We start from the raw sequence: 17,260 nt of genomic DNA, 5'->3' as shown, positions 1-17,260 counted from the left end.
GACGGAAACTGTCCAAGATCTGCGATCGGTCGGTGTGGGCCGGGTGGCGAGACGTGTCGTGCGCTTCGGAGCAGGTAGGCGCGGTGCGGAGCGGGCGGCGAATGTCGACACGGTGGCTCGACGGTTACGGTGGACGGGTGCGCGACCCCAATATCTCCCGATCCGTCGCCGGTCAGCTCTCACCGGTCCGCCGTGCGTCCGACCTGCGTCGACTGCGTGCCGAGCGCTTCGACGTGCTGGTCATCGGGGGCGGGGTGACCGGAGCCGGCACCGCCCTGGACGCGGCGTCCCGTGGCCTGAAGGTGGCGCTGGTCGAAGCGCGTGACCTTGCCGCCGGGACCTCCAGCCGGTCCAGCAAACTCATCCACGGTGGCCTGCGCTACCTGGAGCAGTTGGAGTTCCACCTCGTCCACGAGGCACTCACCGAGCGTGGTCTGCTGGCCACCCGGCTCGCGCCGCACCTGGTACGCCCGGTGCCGATCATGGTGCCGCTGCCGGCCGGGCGGGGCCTGCGGGACCTGCCGGCCCGGGTCTTCCGCCGTTCCTACTACGGCGCCGGCGTGGCCGCGTACGACGCCTTCGCCGGGATCTTCGGCGGTGGCAGGGGCATGCCCCTGCACCGGCACCTGACCCGGGAGGGCGCCCGGCGGATCTTCCCGAGTCTGCGGGCCGACGCGCTGGCCGGGGCGATCCGCTACTACGACGGGCAGGTCGACGACGCCCGGCTGGTGGTCACCCTGGCCCGCACCGCGGCCAGCCTCGGTGCCACTGTGGTGAGCAGTGCCCGCGCCGTCGGGTTGATCCGGCAGGCGCGCGAGGTGACCGGCGTCCGCGTCCGGGACCTGGAGGCGCCGTCGGGCTCGCCGGACGCGGAGTTCGAGGTGCAGGCGCGCACCGTCATCGCCGCCACCGGTGTGTGGAGCGACGACATGTCCCGGATGCTCAACGACGTCGGCCTGCGGCCCGGCGTCCGAGTGCGCGCCTCCAAGGGGGTGCACCTGGTGGTGCCCCGCTCGGCGATCACCGGCGAGACGGGGCTCATCCTGCGTACGGCGAGTTCGGTGCTCTTCGTCATCCCGTGGGGCGGGCACTGGATCATCGGCACCACTGACACCGACTGGCGGCTGGACCGTTCCCACCCGGCCGCGTCGGCCCGCGACATCGATTACCTCCTCCAGCAGGTCAACACCGTGCTGGACCGGCCGCTGACCACCGCCGACATCGAGGGGGTGTACGCCGGGCTGCGGCCACTGCTGGCCGGCGAGGCCGACTCGACCTCGAAGCTCTCCCGGGAGCACGCGGTCTTCGAGCCGATGCTCGGGCTGCTGCTGGTGGCCGGCGGCAAGTACACGACGTACCGGGTGATGGCGTCCGACGTGGTCGACCGGGCCGCTCGCCGGCTCGGTGGCGCCCGCGCGTCGCGTACCGCCGATCTGCCGTTGCTCGGCGCCGACGGCTACCCGGCCATGTGGCGGGACCGGGCCGACCTGGCGCGCCGGCACGGTGTGCCGGTGGGTGTGGTGGAGCACCTGCTGGAGCGGTACGGCACCCTCACCCTGGACCTGCTGGCGCTTGTCGACGCCGATCCTCTGCTGGCGTCCCCGTTGGCGGGTGCCCCGGAGTATCTGGCGGCCGAGGTCGCCTACGCGGCGCGGGCCGAGGGCGCGCTGCACCTGGAGGACGTGCTGACCCGGCGAACCCGGATCTCGTTCGAGACCAGCCACCGGGGGCTGGAGTCGGCGGAGCACACCGCCGAGTTGATGGGCGCGGTGCTCGGTTGGGACGCGGCCACCCGGGCGCGCGAGGTCGAGCACTACCGGGCGCGGGTGGAGGCGGAGCGGCAGTCCCAGTTGATGCCGGACGACGCGGCGGCGGATGCGGCCCGCCTCGGCGCTCCGGACGTGCGGGGTTACGCGGCTGACCGGGGCGACGACGATCAGGCGGAGCTGCGCCCGTCCGCTCGATGACGAATTGCGACGTTACCGATGGGTAACCATCGATACCGGCCCGGATGGTGGTTTCGAACGCTACCTACGGTGGGGTAGGTTTCCGCGCGTGCTACCCCGCGCGCGCCCTCGTCTGCTCGTACCCCTGCTCGTCGTCGCGCTCGTCGGCGCCCTGACCGGGTGCTCCCTTTTCGACGGAGACAAGCCGAGCACCCCGGTGGCGCAACCGACCGCCGGCCCCGCAGGTGGCGGATCGCAGCTGGAGATCCCCACCACTGTCGCCGCCGGTCAGGTCAGCCTGCTCCAGCGGCTCGGCGAAGACGGGCCGATGCGCACCCTGAGCGTCGAGCGGAACGGCGCGTGGCAGTGCGTCGACTGCGCCGGCGACGGCGTGACCTCCCGGGGCACCCTCGCACCGGAGCTGACCGAACGGCTGCAGGTGCTGCTCGCCAACCCGGCGCTGGCCGACGAGACCGATCAGGCCCGGCGATACAGGACCACCTGCATCGACGCGCTGACGTCCAGCCTCATCACCTCGGCCGGGCTGATCACCTCGCAGGACTGCCCGGGTGAGGAGCTCACGCCGGTCGCCGGGGAGATCCTGCTGCTGCTCACCCAGGCGACCCCGGCCGAGGTCAAGGGCTGACCGTAGCCGGTCAGAGCACCTTGCCCGGGTTGAGCAGGCCGGCCGGGTCGAGCGCCGACTTGATCGCCTGATGCACACGGACACCGACCGGCCCGATCTCCCGGGCCAGCCAGTCCCGCTTGAGCAGCCCCACCCCGTGCTCGCCGGTGCACGTGCCGCCCAGGTCCAGGCCGAGCCGCATGATCTCGTCGAAGGCCCGCCGGCCCCGCTCCACGCTCGCCGGGTCGGCCCGGTCGACAACGATGTTCGGGTGCATGTTGCCGTCCCCGGCGTGCCCCACCACGCCGATCGGCACCGCACACTCGACAGCGATCCGGGCGACCCCGTCCAGGAGCGCGGCGAGCGCGCCGCGCGGCACCGCCACGTCGTCGATCACCAGACCGCCGTTGCCGCCCGGGTAGGCGTCCGCCGCGAACTTCTCCATCGCCGGGTGGGCCAGCCGACGAGCCTGGAGCAGCGCCGCCGCCTCCACCGCGTCGGTGGCCGCGTAGACCTCGTCGGCGCCAACGGCCTCGCACACCTCGGCCAGCACCGCCAGGTCGTCCGCCGCCCGGGAACCGGTGTCGGCGGCGGCCAGCAACAGGGCCTGCGCGTCGGTCCGCAGACCCATCGGCTGGTACGCCTCGATCGCCCGCAGGTGGGTCTGGTCCAGCAACTCCAGCAGGCTGGGAGTGAGCCCGCGAGCCGCGATCTCGGCCACCGCCGCGCCGGCCGTGGCGGTGGAGGGGAAGACCGCCACCAGGGTCAGTGAGTCGGCCGGGGCGGGCCGCAGCGCCACTGTCACCTCGGTGATCACGCCGAGGGTGCCCTCCGAACCGACGAACAACCGGGTCAGGTCGTAGCCGGCCACCCCCTTGGCCGTACGCCGGCCGGTGCGCAGCACCTCACCGGAGGCGAGCACCACCTCCAGGCCGAGCACGTACTCGGTGGTCACCCCGTACTTCACACAGCACATGCCGCCGGCGTTCGTGGCCACGTTGCCGCCGATCGTGGACGACTGCCAGGAGCCGGGGTCCGGCGGGTACCAGAGGCCCTGTTTCGCCACCGCCCCGGCCAGCGCCGCGTTGACCACCCCGGGCTGGACCACGGCGATCCGGCTCACCGGGTCGATCTCCCGGATCTCGTTCATCGCGACGGTGCTGAGCACCACGGCGCCGTCCACAGCGTTCGCCGCGCCGGCCAGCCCGGTCCGCGCGCCCTGCGGCACCACCGGTACGCCGTGCCGCGCCGCCGCCTGGATCACGGCGACCACCTGCTCGGTGTCGCGCGGACGGGTCACCACCAGCGGGACGCCGGCGGCGCACAGGTCGGCCTCGTCCCGCTGGTGCATGCGCAGCAGGTCCGGGTCGGTGAGCACGGCGTCGTCACCGAGCGCGGCGCGCAGGTCGTCGAGGAGCGCGGTGGGGGCCATGCAGCCGAGGCTAGGTCGCCGACCGGCGATCATCAACATGATCGACTGGGCGGGATAACTTGGGCACCATGCTCTACCTGGACCGGCCGGCCTGGCCGTGGCGCGGTCGGCTCTGGTCGCACCTGATCAGTGATGTCTCGTACGCCGAGCTGCACGCCTTCGCCGAGGCGCTCGGCGCGCCCCGGCGCGGCTTCGACCGGGACCACTACGACATCCCGGCGGATCGGTTCGCGGCGGCGGTGTGGCTCGGCGCCCAGGTGGTGCCGAGCCGGGAGCTGGTCCGGTTGCTCCGCGCCGCCGACCTGCGTCGGCCGAAGCACCTGGTCAACCCGCGTTCTCCGGCGCCCCGTTGAGGGTGGCCAGCTCGCGGCGCACATTGTCCCGGGCGGGCTCTTCCCACCGGCTCACCAGCGGTGGCGACCGGAACAGCGCGGGCAGCGACAGCAGGCCGGTCAACACGGCGGCCCGCCCAGCCCGGAAGGCCGGCTCCGGCACGTGGGCGTACTCGTGGCGGATCGCCGCCGCGTAACGGTCGTAGCGGGCCGGCGGCGCGGCCAGAACGGCCAGGTCCGCGTCGCAGAGCAGCGCGCCATCCCGGTCGTTCGGCGTCACCGTGTGCCCGGCGGTGAGCAGCACGAGCCGGCGCACCTCGGCCACCGTGGGCGCCGGCACTCCGAGCCCGGTGAGCACGCTCTCGGCCAGTTCGGCGCTGTCACGTTCGTTGGCGTCGCCGGCGGCCCGGGGGTCGTAGACAGCGTCGTGGAACCAGGCCGCCAGCCGGACCGCGTCGGCCCGAATGGCCAGGTCGGTGTGCTGGTCCACCACATCGAGCACAGCCGTCAGGTGGGCCAGGGTGTGGTAGTGCCGGTGCGGCTCCCGCCACCGGACGGTCAACTGCTCCCCGGCCCTTGTCGTATCCGGGTCGGGCCTCGCGCCGGCACCCCGGGCCGCCGCCCGCCACCGGTCCAACAGATCAACCACCGCCCGAGTCTCCCGCATCGGCCCCCGCCGCGCGGGAAGGGAGGGTTCAGCGGGCCCACCACGGGTAGTCGCGCCCATGGCCGTGGCCCGGGACAAGCGACAGCCGATGGTGCGACGTACCGCGCTGCGCGACGGTTTGGTGGACATCGACGGCGCGCGAATCGCCGAGGCCACCGAACAACTGCGCCACCGCGGTCGGGCCACCCTGCACGACCGGTTGCACCGGGTACGGATGGCCGGCGGACTCGCCGTACAGGCCGGGCTGGCCGCCGGGCTGGCCTACCTGATCTCGCACAAGGTGCTCGGCAACCCGCAACCGGTCTTCGCGCCGATCTCCGCGGTCGGCACCCTGGCCGCGTCGGTCGGTCAGCGGTTCCGCCGTACGGTGGAGCTGATCGTCGGTGTGGGGGTCGGGGTGGCCGTCGGCGACCTCCTGATCTACCTGCTCGGCACCGGGGCGTGGCAGCTCGGCCTGGTGGTCACAGTGGCGATCCTGCTCACCATCTTCGCCGGAGCGAGCGTGGCCATCGTCATCCAGGCGGCGGCCACGGCCGTGCTGATCGTGACGCTGAGCCCGTCGACCCAGAACCTGGAGATCCCCCGCTTCGTCGACGCGTTCCTCGGCGGTGGGATCGCGCTGCTGGTCACGGCGGTGCTGCTGCCACTGAACCCACTCCGCGTGATCAACCGGGCGGCCCGCCCCGCCCTGGACCTGCTAGCCGCCCAACTCGACGCCACCGCCGACGGGCTGCGCAACCGGAATCGCGCCACCATCCAGGGCGCACTGGAGAGGCTGCGCAACAACAAGGAGGAGCTGGCCACGTTGGGCGAGGCGATCGAGGGGGCGAAGGAGACGGCCACCCTCTCTCCGGCCCGCTGGCACCGCCGCGACGAACTGACCCACTACGCCGAGGCGGCCGACCCGATCGACAGGGCGATGCGCAACAGCGGCACGCTGATCCGCCGGTCCGTCACGCTGGTCGAGGACGAGGAACCGGTGCCCGATCCGATGCCGGACGCGATCGGCCACCTCGCCGAGTCGGTCCGGCTGCTCAAGCACGAGTTCGCCGCCGGTGAGGAGCCGGAGAAGGCCCGGGAGCGGTCGCTGCGGGCGGTCAGCGAGGCCGGCCGGGCGTACGGCGCCGGGGTGGGCTTCTCCGGCAGCGTGGTGATCGCCCAGATCCGCACCACCGCGAGCGACCTGCTGGTCGCCTCCGGGATCGAGCAGGAGGAGGCGAACCGGTGGATCCGCACCGCCTTCGGGGAGCAGGAGCGCCCGGTCGGTGAACCCGCCGAGCCCGGCGAGGCGCCGAAGCCACCCACCGCCCCGCCGGTCGGCTGAGCGCTGGCAACCGCCGGTCGGGCGTCAGCCCAGCTCGGCCAGCGCCGCGAGCAGCCGGTCCACCTCGGCGGCCGTGCTGCCCAGCCCGATGCTGGCCCGCAGCGCGGTGGGCGGCAGGTCCCGCCGGCCGGTACGCCCCGCCGCCTCGCCGAGCAGACGCCGGGCCAGCGGGTGGGCACAGAACAACCCGTCCCGTACGCCGATGTGGTGTTCGGCGGCGAGCCGGGCGGCCACCTCGGTGGAGTCCCAGCCGGCGACCACGAACGAGACGATGCCGACCCGGGGCGCGTCCGGGCCGAAGGTGCGCAGCTCGACGACGTGCGGCAGGGCGGCGAGGCCGGTCCGTAGCCGGGTCAGCAGGCCCTGCTCCTGGGCGGCCAGCGCGCCCTGGTCCGCCTCGTCGAGCGCCTTGCACACCGCCGCCAGCGCGACCGCTCCGAGCAGGTTCGGGGTGCCGCCCTCGTGTCGGGCCGGGCCGGTCGCCCAGGTCACGTCGTGGGTGGCCGGCCCGACGTGGCTGGTGGCGCCACCGCCGGCCAGGTAGGGCGGCGCGGCGTCCAGCCAGTCGGCCCGACCGATCAGCACGCCCGCGCCGAACGGCGCGTACAGCTTGTGGCCGGACACGGCAAGGTAGTCGACGTCGAGCGCGAGCAGGTCGACCGGGGCGTGCGGGGCGAGCTGCGCGGCGTCGAGGGCGATCCGGGCGCCGTGCCGGTGGGCCACCCGCGCCAGTTCGGCGACCGGCCACCGCTCACCTGTCACGTTGCTCGCACCGGTCACCGCGACCAGCACCGGCAACGCCGGGCTGCTGCCCCGGCGCAGCTCGGTGAGGGCGGCGGCGAGATCGCGTACCGCCCCGTCGGGGTCGCTGGGCACCGGCAGCCGCACCGACCCGCGCGGCCAGGGCAGCAGGTTGGCATGGTGTTCGGAGGCGTTCGTGACCACGGTGGTGCCGGCCGGCACGGCCCGCGCCAGCAGGTTGAGCGCGTCGGTGGTGTTGCGGGTGAAGATCACATGATCGTCGGCGCGAGCGCCGAAGAAGTCGCCGATCGTCTGCCTCGCCTGCTCGTACGCGAGGGTGCAGCGCCGCGACAGCGCTCCCGCTCCGCGATGCACGCTGGCGTACCAGGGAAGCAGCTCGGCCACCGCGTCGGCGGCGGCCCGCGCGCACGGCGCACTGGCCGCGTAGTCCAGGTTGATCTCGCCGGGCACGCCGAGGACGTCGAGCGGCGCGGACGGCACCGTGGGCAGGCTGGGCAGCGACGGGACGAGAGTGACGGACACGCCGGAACCTCCGGGGTCAGGGACCCCGGGTGCGACATCGGGACGGGGTCCGCGCTTGCCCAGCACACCGATCGGGCTGGGCCCGGTCATCACCCGGGGCACCCCACCGCGAACTCGACGAGGGTTGCCGGCCAGCAAGCCGGGGCTGAACGCTGGCACTCGTGACCTGCCGGCAGCATAGCGGCTACCGATGCGACCGAACCAGCCGGCGGCGGATGGCTACGCTGACCGCATGGCCGACACCCCGCCCGGTTCACCGCTGCCGCCGTCGCCCGCCGCCGCGCCTGCGCCCGCCGTCCCGCCCATGGGTGAGACGCCCCGGATGCCGCTGCGCCGACTGGGCTGGCGGCGGTTCCTGGTGCTGGCCGGGGTGGTGCTGTTGATCGCGGCGTGCGCGGTCTTCATGGTCTTCACGCTCGGCCAGTCACTCGGTGTGCAGGCCCTGCTGATCGGGGTGGTCGCCGCCATCCTGCCGGTGCCGGTGCTGGTGGGCTGCTTCCTCTGGCTGGACCGGTACGAACCGGAGCCGCTCAAGTATCTGATCTTCTGCTTCGCCTGGGGGGCGTTCGTCTCCACCGCCGCCTCGCTCACTGTGAACGACTTCGCGGCCAACCGCTTCGCCGACTGGGGCCTGCCGTCCGCGCTCACCGGAGTGCTGGTGGCGCCGTTCATCGAAGAGCTGACCAAGGCGCTGGGCCCGATCCTGTTGCTGGTGTTCCGCCGCCGCGAGTGGTCGGGGATCACCGACGGCCTGGTCTACTGCGGGCTCGCCGCGGTCGGCTTCGCGATGGTGGAGAACATCCTCTACCTGGGCGGTCTGGGGTACGCGTCCGGCGCCGACCGGTACGGCCCGGCCACCGGCATCCAGCAGGTCATCGCGATCTTCATCCTGCGGATCCTGCTGTTCGGGTTCGCCCATCCCCTTTTCACAGCGATGACCGGTGTGGGGTTGGGTATCGCCTCCCGGACGGCCGACCGGCGCATCCGGGTGCTCGCCCCGATCGCCGGCCTGCTGCTGGCGATGATGCTGCACGGCACGTGGAATCTGCTGCCCACGCTGACCCAGGCGACCGGCGAGACCATGATCATGCTGTACGGCTTCCTGGGCCTCATGGTGCCGGTCTTCTTCGGCACCGTGGGACTGGCGCTGTGGCTGCGCGCCTGGGAGGGGCGGCTCACCGAGCGGGTCCTACCCGACTACGTACGCGCCGGCTGGCTCAGCCCGCCCGAGGTGGCCGCCCTGAGTGGTCTCGGCCGGCGGCACGCCGCCCGCAGTTGGGCGCGGCGGGTGGCCGGCGACGCCGGGGTGCGGGCGATGCGGGGTTACCAGTCCGCGGCGACCCGGCTGGCCCTGCTGCGCGACGGGGCGCTGCGCGGCCTGGACCGCAAACCCGCCGACCAGGAGCGGACCGCCCGGGAGGAGCGGGAGCTGCTGGACGCGATCACCGAATACCGGTCGTTCTTCGTGGGTCGGGACCCGCAGGCCCCGGCGGGGGTCTGGGACGGCAGCCGCTACCACCTGCGCTTCCCGGACGGCACCCAGCGCGCTGTGGACGCGCCGGACGAGCCGGTGGTGCCGATCCCCGTGGTGCTGGCTCCGGCCCCGGCTCCGGTGGGGTACGCCCCGCCCGGTTGGCCCGGCCTGCGCCCGGCGTCGCCCTGGCCGCCGACGCACCCCTGACAGCTGCGGCCCCGGGCCTGGCGGCTGACCGCTGACGGCAGGCCAGCAGCGCGGCTCAGGCCAGCAGCGCGGCTCAGGCCAGCAGCGCGGCTCAGGCCAGCAGCGAGGTGAGGAAGTCACCGAGGCCCTGGAACATCGCGATCAGCGCGGCCCCGATCGCCCGGAACATCTGCGCGGCACCGTCCGGCCGAAAGGCCATGAAGTAGATCAGGAACGCGACACTGCCCCAGGTCAACAGCTTCTTCACGAATACCGGCATCGTCCCTCCCCAGGGCCACGGTCGCCGGATGGCTTCCCGTCGTGCGGCCGGGCAAACGGTGCGCGACAGGGCCTGAGGGCCGGGGGAGGTGCGTCAGAGGTAGAGGCCGGTCGAGTCGTTCTCGATCCGCTCGGCGGCCACGGCGTGCACGTCCCGCTCCCGCAGCAGCACGTAACCGCGGCCGTGCAGCTCGACCTCGGAGCGCTCGTCCGGGTCGAAGAGCACCCGGTCGCCGGAGACGATGGCGCGGACGTTCGGCCCCACCCCGACCGCTGTGGCCCAGGCGAGGCGCTTGCCGACCGCCGCGGTCGCCGGAATGACGATGCCAGCGGTGGAGCGGCGTTCGCCCTCGCTGCCCTCCATCCGCACCAGCACACGGTCGTGCAGCAGGCGGATCGGCAGGCCGGCGTCGAGATCGTTGTCGGCGGTCACGTCGCAGACGCTACCGTGTGGCCAACGGTGGCCGGCCGGTGGTTACGCCGGAGGTGGTCGGGGCATTGTGTGGCGGAACCGCCCTACGGTGTCGGGAACGGACGTATGCTGTCCGACCTGTCGCCGTCGGCGGGCCGGGTTTTCTGCCAGGAGGTGCGCTTGAGCCGCTTCGAGCGGGTACGCGGGCGGCTTCGCCGCGCCTACCAGTCACGACAGGAGTCGGCGCGCGCCGATGAGGGCGTCTCCAGTGACGCGTTGAGCGACGCGTCGGAGGCGGCCCGGGTGGCGTCGCCGACGGTGCCGGGGCCGACCGCGCCGTCGAGCGCCACCGTCTACGGCGCGGAGCCCCCGGTGGACCTGCACAGCTCCACCTCCAGCCGGGACGACGCCGACGTTCCGCACGGGCTGCGGATCGCCGCCGCGTGGTGTTGGCGACTGATCGTGATCGGCGTGGTGGCCTGGGCGCTGCTGCGGATCGTCGGCACGGTCAAGATCGTGATCATTCCGCTGGCCATCGCGCTGCTGCTCTCCGCGCTGCTCGCCCCGGCGGTGGGCTGGCTGCTGCGGGCCCGGTTCCCCCGGTCGCTGGCGACGGCGGTGGTGCTGGTCGGCGGCCTGGCCGCGGTGATCGGCACGCTGACGCTGGTGGTCAACGAGTTCATTCGTGGCGTACCGGAGCTGAGCGAGAAGTCCTCGGAGGGCGTCCGGCAGATCCAGAACTGGCTGAAGACAGGCCCGCTGCACCTCTCCGACGGGCAACTCGACCGCTACATCGACGAGGCGCAGGGCTGGATCAACAACAACACCTCAAGGTTCACCAGCGGCGCGTTGAGCACCGCCGCGACGCTGGCCGAGGTGTTGACCGGCACGCTGCTGGTGCTCTTCGCGACGTTCTTCTTCCTGCGCGACGGCAACCGGATCTGGCGTTTCCTGGTCCGGTTGCTGCCGGTGGCCGCCCGCTGGAAGGTCGACGACGCCGGCCGCGCCTCCTGGCAGACGCTCGTCGCCTACGTTCGCGCGACAGTGCTGGTCGCCTTCATCGACGCGGTCGGCATCGGCATCTTCCTGGTCATCTTCGACATCCCGTTCGCCTTCCCGCTGGCCGCGCTGGTCTTCCTTGGCGCGTTCATCCCGATCGTCGGTGCGGCGCTCTCCGGTGGCGTGGCGGTGCTGGTGGCACTCGTCGACAGCGGCCCGGTCACCGCGTTGATCATTCTCGGTGTGGTGATCGGCGTCCAGCAGGTCGAGGGGCACGTGCTCCAACCGCTGATCATGGGCCGGGCGGTGGCACTGCACCCGCTCGCGGTGATCATCGGTATCGCCGCCGGTGTCGTCCTCGCCGGAATCACCGGCGCGCTGGTCTCCGTGCCGCTCATCGCGGTGCTGAACACGGCGGTCCGCCGGCTTGCCGCCCGCAGGGTGCCGGACACCCCGCCCGACGCCGTGGTCGTCGCCTCCCAGGCTCCCTAGACCCGCGCGTCCCGCCAGATCACGCAGGATCATGGAAAGAGTGGTCTCCCGCCAGCGGGAGACCACTCTTTCCTCGTCGTAGCGCGATCGTGGCCTGCCCAAGCGGCGCGCGGGTCAGGACTTGGCCAGGCGTTCCAAGGCGCCGCGGGCCACCTCGGGACGGGTCGTGTACCAGAAAGGCGGCAGCGAGCGGCGCAGGAACGGCCCGTAGCCTCGGGCCGTCTCCAGCCGGGAGTCGAGCACCGCCACCACACCCCGGTCACCGGTCGCCCGGATCAGCCGGCCCACACCCTGGGCCAGCCGCACCGCGGCGATCGGCACGCTGACCGCCGCGAAGCCGGAGCCGCCGCCCGCGTCCACCGCCGCCGCGCGGGCCGCCGCCAACGGCTCGTCCGGGCGGGGGAAGGGCAGCCGGTCGATGACGACGAGCTGGCAGGCGTCGCCCGGCACATCCACCCCCTGCCAGAGCGACATCACCCCGAACAGACAGCTGGCGCGCTCCTCGCGGAAGCGACGCACCAACAGCGGCAGCGACTCCTCCCCCTGGAGCAACACCGGCAGGTCGGTCCGCGCGCGCAACAGCTCCGCCGCCTGCTGCGCGGCCCGCCGGGAGGAGAACAGCCCGAGAGTACGACCACCGAGCGCCTCGACCAGCCCGAGCAACTCCTCCCCGGCAGCCTCGGGCAGCCCGGAGACACTGGGGCGGGGGAGGTGCGCGGCGACGTACAGGATGCCCTGCCGGGCGTAGTCGAACGGCGAACCGACGTCGAGTGACCGCCACCCGGGGCCCTCGGTGGCCGGGACGACGGCGTTCGGTGTGACGTCGCCGGCGAGGCGACGGCCCGGCGCCTCGGCAGCCGGCCGGCCGGGACCGGTGCGGGCGGCCAGTGCGGCCGCGGCGGGGGTCGGCGGGGCGGGCGGCGGCGCGTCCAGCCCGAGGGCGCGGGCGACAGTGTCGAACCGGCCGCCCAGCGCCAGGGTCGCCGACGTGGCCACTACTGTGCGTTCGTCGTACAGGTGGGTGGCGAGGGTGCCGGCCACCGACAGCGGGGCGACCACCAGTGCCCGGCGGTTGCCGCTGTCGTTCTTCTCCACCCAGGCCACGTCGTGGTCGCCCTCCTCCAGTAGCCGCTGCGCGGTGGTGGAGAGTTCGTCCAGGGCGGCCTTGGCCTGCTGCTTGCGGACCGGGTCAGGGTCGTCGGACTTGATGTCGCCGATCGCGTCCAGGGCTGAGCGGGTCGCCGCGTCGAGTAGCGTGCACGCCTCCCGCAGTGGCGTCGGCAGCCCCGCGGTGATCCGCCCGGCCGGCGCCTCGGCCAGCCCGACCGCCAGGGCGTCGCCGGCGGCGGTGAGCGCCTCGGCGGTCTCCGGGCGCAGCAGCGTACGGGCCCGCCGGGTGGTCCGGTCGATCAGCTCCGGCACCAGCTCCGCCTGGGCGGCGGAGGAAACGCGGTCGGCCAGCTCGTGCGCCTCGTCGACGATGAGCAGCTTGTGCGGCGGCACGATGTGCCGGTCGGCGAGCATGTCGACAGCGAGCAGGCTGTGGTTGGTCACCACGATGTCGGCCTCCCGGGCGCGGGCCCGCGACGCCTCGGCGAAGCACTCCTGCCCGAACGGGCAACGGGCCGCGCCGACGCACTCGCGGGCCGGCATCGACACCAGCCGCCAGGCCTGGTCTTCGACGCCCGGGTCCAGTTCGTCCCGGTCGCCGGTGGCGGTCTTCTCGGCCCAGTCGCGCAGCCGCTCGACCTGCTTGCCCAGCCGGCCCGCCTCACCGAGCCACTTCGTCCCGCCGCCGGGGCGCGACGCGGGGGCGTCGAAGAGGGTGTCCTCCGGCTCCTCCTCGGTGGAGTTGTCCAGTCGGGCGAGGCAGAGGTAGTGGTGGCGGCCCTTGAGCACGGCGAAGGTGGGCCGACGGCCGAGCACCGGCTCGACCGCGTCGGCGAGCCGGGGCAGGTCGTGGTCGACCAGCTGGGACTGCAACGCCAGGGTGGCAGTGGAGACCACCACCGGGCCGTCCACGGTGAGCGCCGGCGCGAGGTAGGCCAGCGACTTGCCGGTGCCGGTGCCCGCCTGCACGAGCAGATGCTCGCCGCCGGCCACGCACTCCTCGATCGCCGTGGTCATCTGCAGCTGGCCGGGGCGCTCCGCGCCGCCGGGCACCGCGCCGACCGCCGCCGCCAGCAGCTCGGTGCCACTGGGCCGGGCACCCCGCCGCCGGCCCTTGGCACGGGCCGACGGGGTGGCGGAACCGGTGGCGGTGCGGGGCGGAGTCACCGTGCGACGGTACCCGGCGCCGCCGACACCGACAGCGCCCATCCGCCGCGTGGCGCGATGCCGACCGGAGCGGGCGTTGCGGCCGACCCCGTCCGGTTACGGCCGCGCTACGACGCGTTGGGCTGTATCGGTTAGGGTGCGAATCATGCCGAGCGACATGGTCCGTGTGATCTACCGCAAGTACGACGGCAGCGCCCACCGCGACTACCCGGCCCGCCGGCTCACCGAGGACGATCTCGGCGTCTGGCTCGGCGTGCCCGAGGGCACCGAGTCGGTCTACCACGGTCGGCCCTCGGTGGAGAAGATCCCGTTCGTGCTGTTGGTGCCACACCGCGCCTGGTGGACGGCCATGTTCAACCCCCCGCCCCGCACCAGCGAGGTCTACTGCGACATCACGACCCCGGCCCGCTGGGAGTCCGACGACACGGTCCACCTGATCGACCTGGACCTGGACGTCGTCCGGCGTCGGGCCACGGGCCTGGTGGAGCTGCTCGACGAGGACGAGTTCGCCGAGCACCGGGCCCGGTTCGGCTACCCGGACGACGTGGTGGCCGAGGCCGAGGCCGCGGCGCAGCGGCTGTTGGGGGCCCTGGGCGACGGCACCGAGCCGTTCGCCACCGCGTACCGCAAGTGGTTGGCTCTGGTGGTCTGAGGCCGCACGCCCGGTCGGGCCGGCTCACCAGCGTGGAGGCCAACCGTCGTCGGCGTTCAGCGGCGGCAGGTCGGTCAGCTTCTCGGGGTTGAGCTGGTTGTAGATGGCGGTGATCCGGCCCTGGTCGACAGCGAACGCGGTGACCAGGCGGATCGGTCGCCCGTCGCTGTGCGTCGTCTCCAGATGTAGGCCGAGAATGCCGTCGACGAGCACGGGCCGAGCCAGCACCCGGTCGGTGTAGCGGCCAGTTCGGCCGAACAGGCCGAGCGTGAGGCGAGCCACGGAGTCCGCGCCGAGCACCGGCCAGCGGGCGGCCGGGAAGTGCCCGCCCGAGTCGCCGACGAAGACCACGTCCGGCGCGAGCACCTGGAGCAGTTGGTCCAACTCGCCGGACTCGGTGGCGGCGACGAACGCCTTGAGCACCCGGCGTTGCTCGGCCGGGTCGGCGGTGTGCCGGGGTACGTCCGGCGAGGTGACCGCCCGTCGGGCCCGGGAGGCGAGCTGCCGGGCCGCCACCTCGGTGGTGCCGAGCACCCCAGCGACCCGGGCGAACGGCAGCGCGAACACGTCGTGCAGCACGAGGGCGACCCGTTGCTCCGGCGCGAGCCGCTCCAGCACCACCAGCAGCGCCGTGCCGACCTCGTCGGTGCGGACCGCCCGCTCCGCCGGGTCGGGCGCGTAGCCGTCGGCCGGCGACCGGCCGCCCGACGGGCTCACCACCGGCTCCGGCAGCCACTGCCCCGGGTACGCCTCTCGGCGGACCCGGGCCGAGCGGAGCACGTCCAGGCAGATTCGAGCGCAGGCGGTGGTCAGCCACGCGGACAGGTCCCGGATCTCGGCGCGGGCCGCCGGATCGGCCAGCGCCCCGGCGTAGCGCAGCCAGGTTTCCTGCACCGCGTCCTCCGCCTCACTGCGGCTGCCCAGCATCCGGTGGGCCACCGCGAGCAGCCGGCCCCGCTCGGCCTCGAACTCCGTCGCCAACTCCCGCACGACCTCCACCCCTTCCGGTCGGCGTTCCGGCCTACATCCTCTCGCCGAGTGGGCCCGCCGGCAGCCCCGAAACGGCTCGGTGGACCGGTGCCTGCCATCGGCGCAGGTCGGTCGGGGCCGATCAGCGGGCCAGGTTCGGAGGTGGGCCTCGGCGGGCGAAACGGCTGAGGGTGGGCGATGATCCGTGCATGAGCGCACCCCAGCAAGGGCAGATCGTGGCACCGGACGGCGGTTCCGTGCGGGACCTGCTGCGGGTCACCGCGCCGGTGGATCTCGGCGCGATCGATCCGCGGTCCATGCCCGGCCTGCCGGAGCCCGCGGGCCGTGGCGAGCACCGTAAGACCTGGGCGCGGGAGCAGGTGGAGCTGGTCGGCGAGGAGTTGGGCCGGCGACAGGAGATGCTCTTCGCGATGGCCAAGACCGGGTCAGAGCGGCCGGCGCACCGGGTGCTGCTGGTGCTCCAGGCCATGGACTGCGGCGGCAAGGACGGCACGATCAAGCGGGTGGCCGGCGCGATGAACCCGCTGGGCCTGCACATCCGCTCGTTCGGGCCGCCGACCCGCCAGGAGCTGCGGCACGACTTCCTCTGGCGGATTCGCCGGGAGCTGCCACCGCCGGGGTACGTGGGGATGTTCAACCGTTCGCACTACGAGGACGTGTTGATCGCCCGGGTCGGCTCGCTGGTGCCGGAGACGACCTGGCGAGCCCGCTATGACGAGATCAACTCGTTCGAGCGGGAGCTGACCGAGGGTGGCGTCACCCTGATCAAGGTGATGCTGCACATCTCGTACGCCGAGCAGGGCAAGCGCCTGATGGACCGGCTCAACGACCCGCGTAAGCACTGGAAGTACAACCCCTCCGACATCGACTCGCGAGGGCACTGGGACGACTATCAGGCCGCGTACGCCGAGGCCCTGAGCCGGTGCGGCACGGACGCCGCGCCCTGGTTCGTGGTGCCGGCGGACCGCAAGTGGTACCGGGACTGGGCGGTGGCCCACCTGCTGCGTGAGACGTTCGACACGCTCGGTCTCGGGTATCCGGCTGCCGATTTCGACGTTGCAGGGGAGCGGAAGCGCCTGCTGGCTGGGGGAGTGGGTGCGGGTGGGGCGGCCGAGATGAACGGCAGGTGAACGAGCGGTGAATGGTGCCTGGCCAGGGGTGGGCCGGCGAATTCGCGGTTCTGGCGTTTCCTAGCATTCACCGAGCGGGCGCTCTCGGGTGCCGCCACCCTTCCACCGACGCGACGAGGTCTGTGCTGTGAAGTTTTCCTTCCGCCCCACCGAGGGCGCCTTCTACGAGCTCTTCACCAGGGCCGCGCAGAACCTGGTCCGGGGCACCGCGCTGCTCAACGAGCTGGCCCTGCCCGGCGTGGACGTGCAGTCCGTCAGCGAGCGGCTCACCGAGGTCGAGCACGACAGCGACCAGATCACCCACGAGCTGTACAAGAAGATCAACTCGACCTTCATCACCCCGTTCGACCGGGAGGACATCTACCGGCTCGGCTCGCTGCTGGACGACGTGATGGACCACCTCGAAGCGGTCGGCGACCTGCTCTACCTGTACGGGCTGACCGAGCTTCCGGCGCTGCCCCGCGAGCTGCACGAGATGGTCAACGTGCTCGACCAGCAGGCCAAACTGACCGCCGACGCGATGCCCCGGCTCAAGTCGATGAAGGATCTCGAGGACTACTGGATCGAGTGCAACCGGTTGGAGAACGAGGGCGACCGGATCAACCGGCAGCTGCTCGTCCGCCTCTTCTCCGGTGAGTACGACGCGTTGACGGTGCTGAAGATGAAGGAGGTCGCCGACGAGCTGGAGGCCGCCTGCGACGCCTTCGAGCACGTGGCCAACACCGTCGAGACCATCGCGGTCAAGGAGTCCTGAACCTG

At 72.9% G+C, this 17,260-nt stretch carries 16 protein-coding genes and 1 riboswitch; of the genes, 9 read left to right on the top strand and 7 right to left on the bottom strand.

Features of this window, described 5'->3' with window-relative positions:
* Positions 1-152: 152 nt before the first annotated feature.
* Positions 153-1,967 (top strand): glycerol-3-phosphate dehydrogenase/oxidase, encoded by a 1,815-nt coding sequence (locus OHB44_RS31725; RefSeq protein ID WP_238683143.1) that lies wholly within the window; start codon positions 153-155, stop codon positions 1,965-1,967.
* An 88-nt stretch (positions 1,968-2,055) separates the two neighbouring features.
* On the top strand, positions 2,056-2,592 hold the full coding sequence (locus OHB44_RS31720) for a hypothetical protein (protein WP_238683089.1): 537 nt from the start codon (positions 2,056-2,058) through the stop codon (positions 2,590-2,592).
* A gap of 10 nt (positions 2,593-2,602) precedes the next feature.
* Here the strand turns inward: OHB44_RS31720 and OHB44_RS31715 are convergent, their stop codons facing one another.
* Complete coding sequence (locus OHB44_RS31715) at positions 2,603-4,003, bottom strand: FAD-binding oxidoreductase (protein WP_238683090.1); 1,401 nt, start codon at positions 4,001-4,003, stop codon at positions 2,603-2,605.
* Between the two features lie 68 nt (positions 4,004-4,071).
* Between OHB44_RS31715 and OHB44_RS31710 the strand changes: the two genes are divergently transcribed.
* Positions 4,072-4,356 (top strand): DUF4031 domain-containing protein, encoded by a 285-nt coding sequence (locus tag OHB44_RS31710; RefSeq protein WP_112674123.1) that lies wholly within the window; start codon positions 4,072-4,074, stop codon positions 4,354-4,356.
* On the opposite strand, the gene OHB44_RS31705 is transcribed toward OHB44_RS31710, so the two are convergent.
* Positions 4,328-4,984 carry an HD domain-containing protein gene (locus OHB44_RS31705; protein WP_330439107.1) on the bottom strand — a complete coding sequence of 219 codons (657 nt, stop codon included), beginning with the start codon at positions 4,982-4,984 and terminating at the stop codon, positions 4,328-4,330. The two genes, OHB44_RS31710 and OHB44_RS31705, sit on opposite strands and share 29 nt — an antisense overlap.
* Before the next feature lie 106 nt (positions 4,985-5,090).
* Here OHB44_RS31705 and OHB44_RS31700 point away from each other — a divergent pair, with 106 nt between their 5' ends.
* A complete protein-coding gene (locus OHB44_RS31700) occupies positions 5,091-6,326 on the top strand; it encodes an FUSC family protein (protein WP_238683092.1) in 1,236 nt (411 codons plus the stop codon).
* A gap of 24 nt (positions 6,327-6,350) precedes the next feature.
* Here the strand turns inward: OHB44_RS31700 and OHB44_RS31695 are convergent, their stop codons facing one another.
* Positions 6,351-7,610: an aminotransferase class V-fold PLP-dependent enzyme gene (locus OHB44_RS31695; RefSeq protein WP_330439105.1), complete on the bottom strand. Its 1,260-nt coding sequence runs from the start codon at positions 7,608-7,610 to the stop codon at positions 6,351-6,353.
* Between the two features lie 46 nt (positions 7,611-7,656).
* A riboswitch (SAM riboswitch) is annotated at positions 7,657-7,777 on the bottom strand.
* Positions 7,778-7,800: 23 nt separating this feature from the next.
* Here OHB44_RS31695 and OHB44_RS31690 point away from each other — a divergent pair.
* Positions 7,801-9,291 carry a PrsW family intramembrane metalloprotease gene (locus OHB44_RS31690; protein WP_238683093.1) on the top strand — a complete coding sequence of 497 codons (1,491 nt, stop codon included), beginning with the start codon at positions 7,801-7,803 and terminating at the stop codon, positions 9,289-9,291.
* 91 nt (positions 9,292-9,382) lie between these two features.
* On the opposite strand, the gene OHB44_RS31685 is transcribed toward OHB44_RS31690, so the two are convergent.
* Both OHB44_RS31685 and OHB44_RS31680 read right to left on the bottom strand, forming a co-directional pair.
* On the bottom strand, positions 9,383-9,550 hold the full coding sequence (locus OHB44_RS31685; protein WP_167457715.1) for a hypothetical protein: 168 nt from the start codon (positions 9,548-9,550) through the stop codon (positions 9,383-9,385).
* A 93-nt stretch (positions 9,551-9,643) separates the two neighbouring features.
* Positions 9,644-9,982, bottom strand: a complete 339-nt coding sequence (locus tag OHB44_RS31680) for a GroES family chaperonin (RefSeq protein WP_091402887.1) — start codon at positions 9,980-9,982, stop codon at positions 9,644-9,646.
* A 105-nt stretch (positions 9,983-10,087) separates the two neighbouring features.
* On the opposite strand from OHB44_RS31680, the gene OHB44_RS31675 reads away from it, so the two are divergent.
* Positions 10,088-11,452 carry an AI-2E family transporter gene (locus OHB44_RS31675; protein ID WP_238683094.1) on the top strand — a complete coding sequence of 455 codons (1,365 nt, stop codon included), beginning with the start codon at positions 10,088-10,090 and terminating at the stop codon, positions 11,450-11,452.
* Positions 11,453-11,566: 114 nt separating this feature from the next.
* Here the strand turns inward: OHB44_RS31675 and OHB44_RS31670 are convergent, their stop codons facing one another.
* The gene (locus tag OHB44_RS31670) at positions 11,567-13,771 is read right to left on the bottom strand and encodes an ATP-dependent DNA helicase (RefSeq protein WP_238683095.1); all 2,205 of its coding nucleotides are present in this window, start codon (positions 13,769-13,771) and stop codon (positions 11,567-11,569) included.
* A gap of 103 nt (positions 13,772-13,874) precedes the next feature.
* On the opposite strand from OHB44_RS31670, the gene OHB44_RS31665 reads away from it, so the two are divergent.
* Complete coding sequence (locus OHB44_RS31665; RefSeq protein ID WP_266304320.1) at positions 13,875-14,381, top strand: DUF402 domain-containing protein; 507 nt, start codon at positions 13,875-13,877, stop codon at positions 14,379-14,381.
* 24 nt (positions 14,382-14,405) lie between these two features.
* On the opposite strand, the gene sigJ is transcribed toward OHB44_RS31665, so the two are convergent.
* A complete protein-coding gene (sigJ, locus tag OHB44_RS31660; RefSeq protein ID WP_330439104.1) occupies positions 14,406-15,371 on the bottom strand; it encodes an RNA polymerase sigma factor SigJ in 966 nt (321 codons plus the stop codon).
* A gap of 188 nt (positions 15,372-15,559) precedes the next feature.
* Between sigJ and OHB44_RS31655 the strand changes: the two genes are divergently transcribed.
* Entirely contained in the window at positions 15,560-16,501 is a 942-nt protein-coding gene (locus OHB44_RS31655; protein WP_330439103.1) for a PPK2 family polyphosphate kinase, read from the top strand.
* A gap of 127 nt (positions 16,502-16,628) precedes the next feature.
* Positions 16,629-17,255 (top strand): DUF47 domain-containing protein, encoded by a 627-nt coding sequence (locus OHB44_RS31650; RefSeq protein WP_030327784.1) that lies wholly within the window; start codon positions 16,629-16,631, stop codon positions 17,253-17,255.
* Positions 17,256-17,260 lie beyond the last annotated feature (5 nt).

This window comes from Micromonospora sp. NBC_00821 (assembly GCF_036347035.1).
GTDB lineage: Bacteria > Actinomycetota > Actinomycetes > Mycobacteriales > Micromonosporaceae > Micromonospora > Micromonospora hortensis.
The sequence above is the reverse complement of the archived record's forward strand: the minus strand, read 5'-3'. Positions and strand labels throughout refer to the sequence as shown.

Excerpts from the sequence above, each read along its gene's own strand:
- OHB44_RS31715 (WP_238683090.1), bottom strand. The coding sequence starts at position 4,003 with ATGGCCCCCACCGCGCTCCTCGACGACCTGCGCGCCGCGCTCGGTGAC.
- OHB44_RS31710 (WP_112674123.1), top strand. The coding sequence starts at position 4,072 with ATGCTCTACCTGGACCGGCCGGCCTGGCCGTGGCGCGGTCGGCTCTGG.
- OHB44_RS31700 (WP_238683092.1), top strand. The coding sequence starts at position 5,091 with ATGGTGCGACGTACCGCGCTGCGCGACGGTTTGGTGGACATCGACGGC.
- OHB44_RS31690 (WP_238683093.1), top strand. The coding sequence starts at position 7,801 with ATGCGACCGAACCAGCCGGCGGCGGATGGCTACGCTGACCGCATGGCC.
- OHB44_RS31685 (WP_167457715.1), bottom strand. The coding sequence starts at position 9,550 with ATGCCGGTATTCGTGAAGAAGCTGTTGACCTGGGGCAGTGTCGCGTTC.
- OHB44_RS31675 (WP_238683094.1), top strand. The coding sequence starts at position 10,088 with ATGCTGTCCGACCTGTCGCCGTCGGCGGGCCGGGTTTTCTGCCAGGAG.
- OHB44_RS31670 (WP_238683095.1), bottom strand. The coding sequence starts at position 13,771 with ATGGGCGCTGTCGGTGTCGGCGGCGCCGGGTACCGTCGCACGGTGACT.
- OHB44_RS31665 (WP_266304320.1), top strand. The coding sequence starts at position 13,875 with ATGCCGAGCGACATGGTCCGTGTGATCTACCGCAAGTACGACGGCAGC.
- OHB44_RS31655 (WP_330439103.1), top strand. The coding sequence starts at position 15,560 with ATGAGCGCACCCCAGCAAGGGCAGATCGTGGCACCGGACGGCGGTTCC.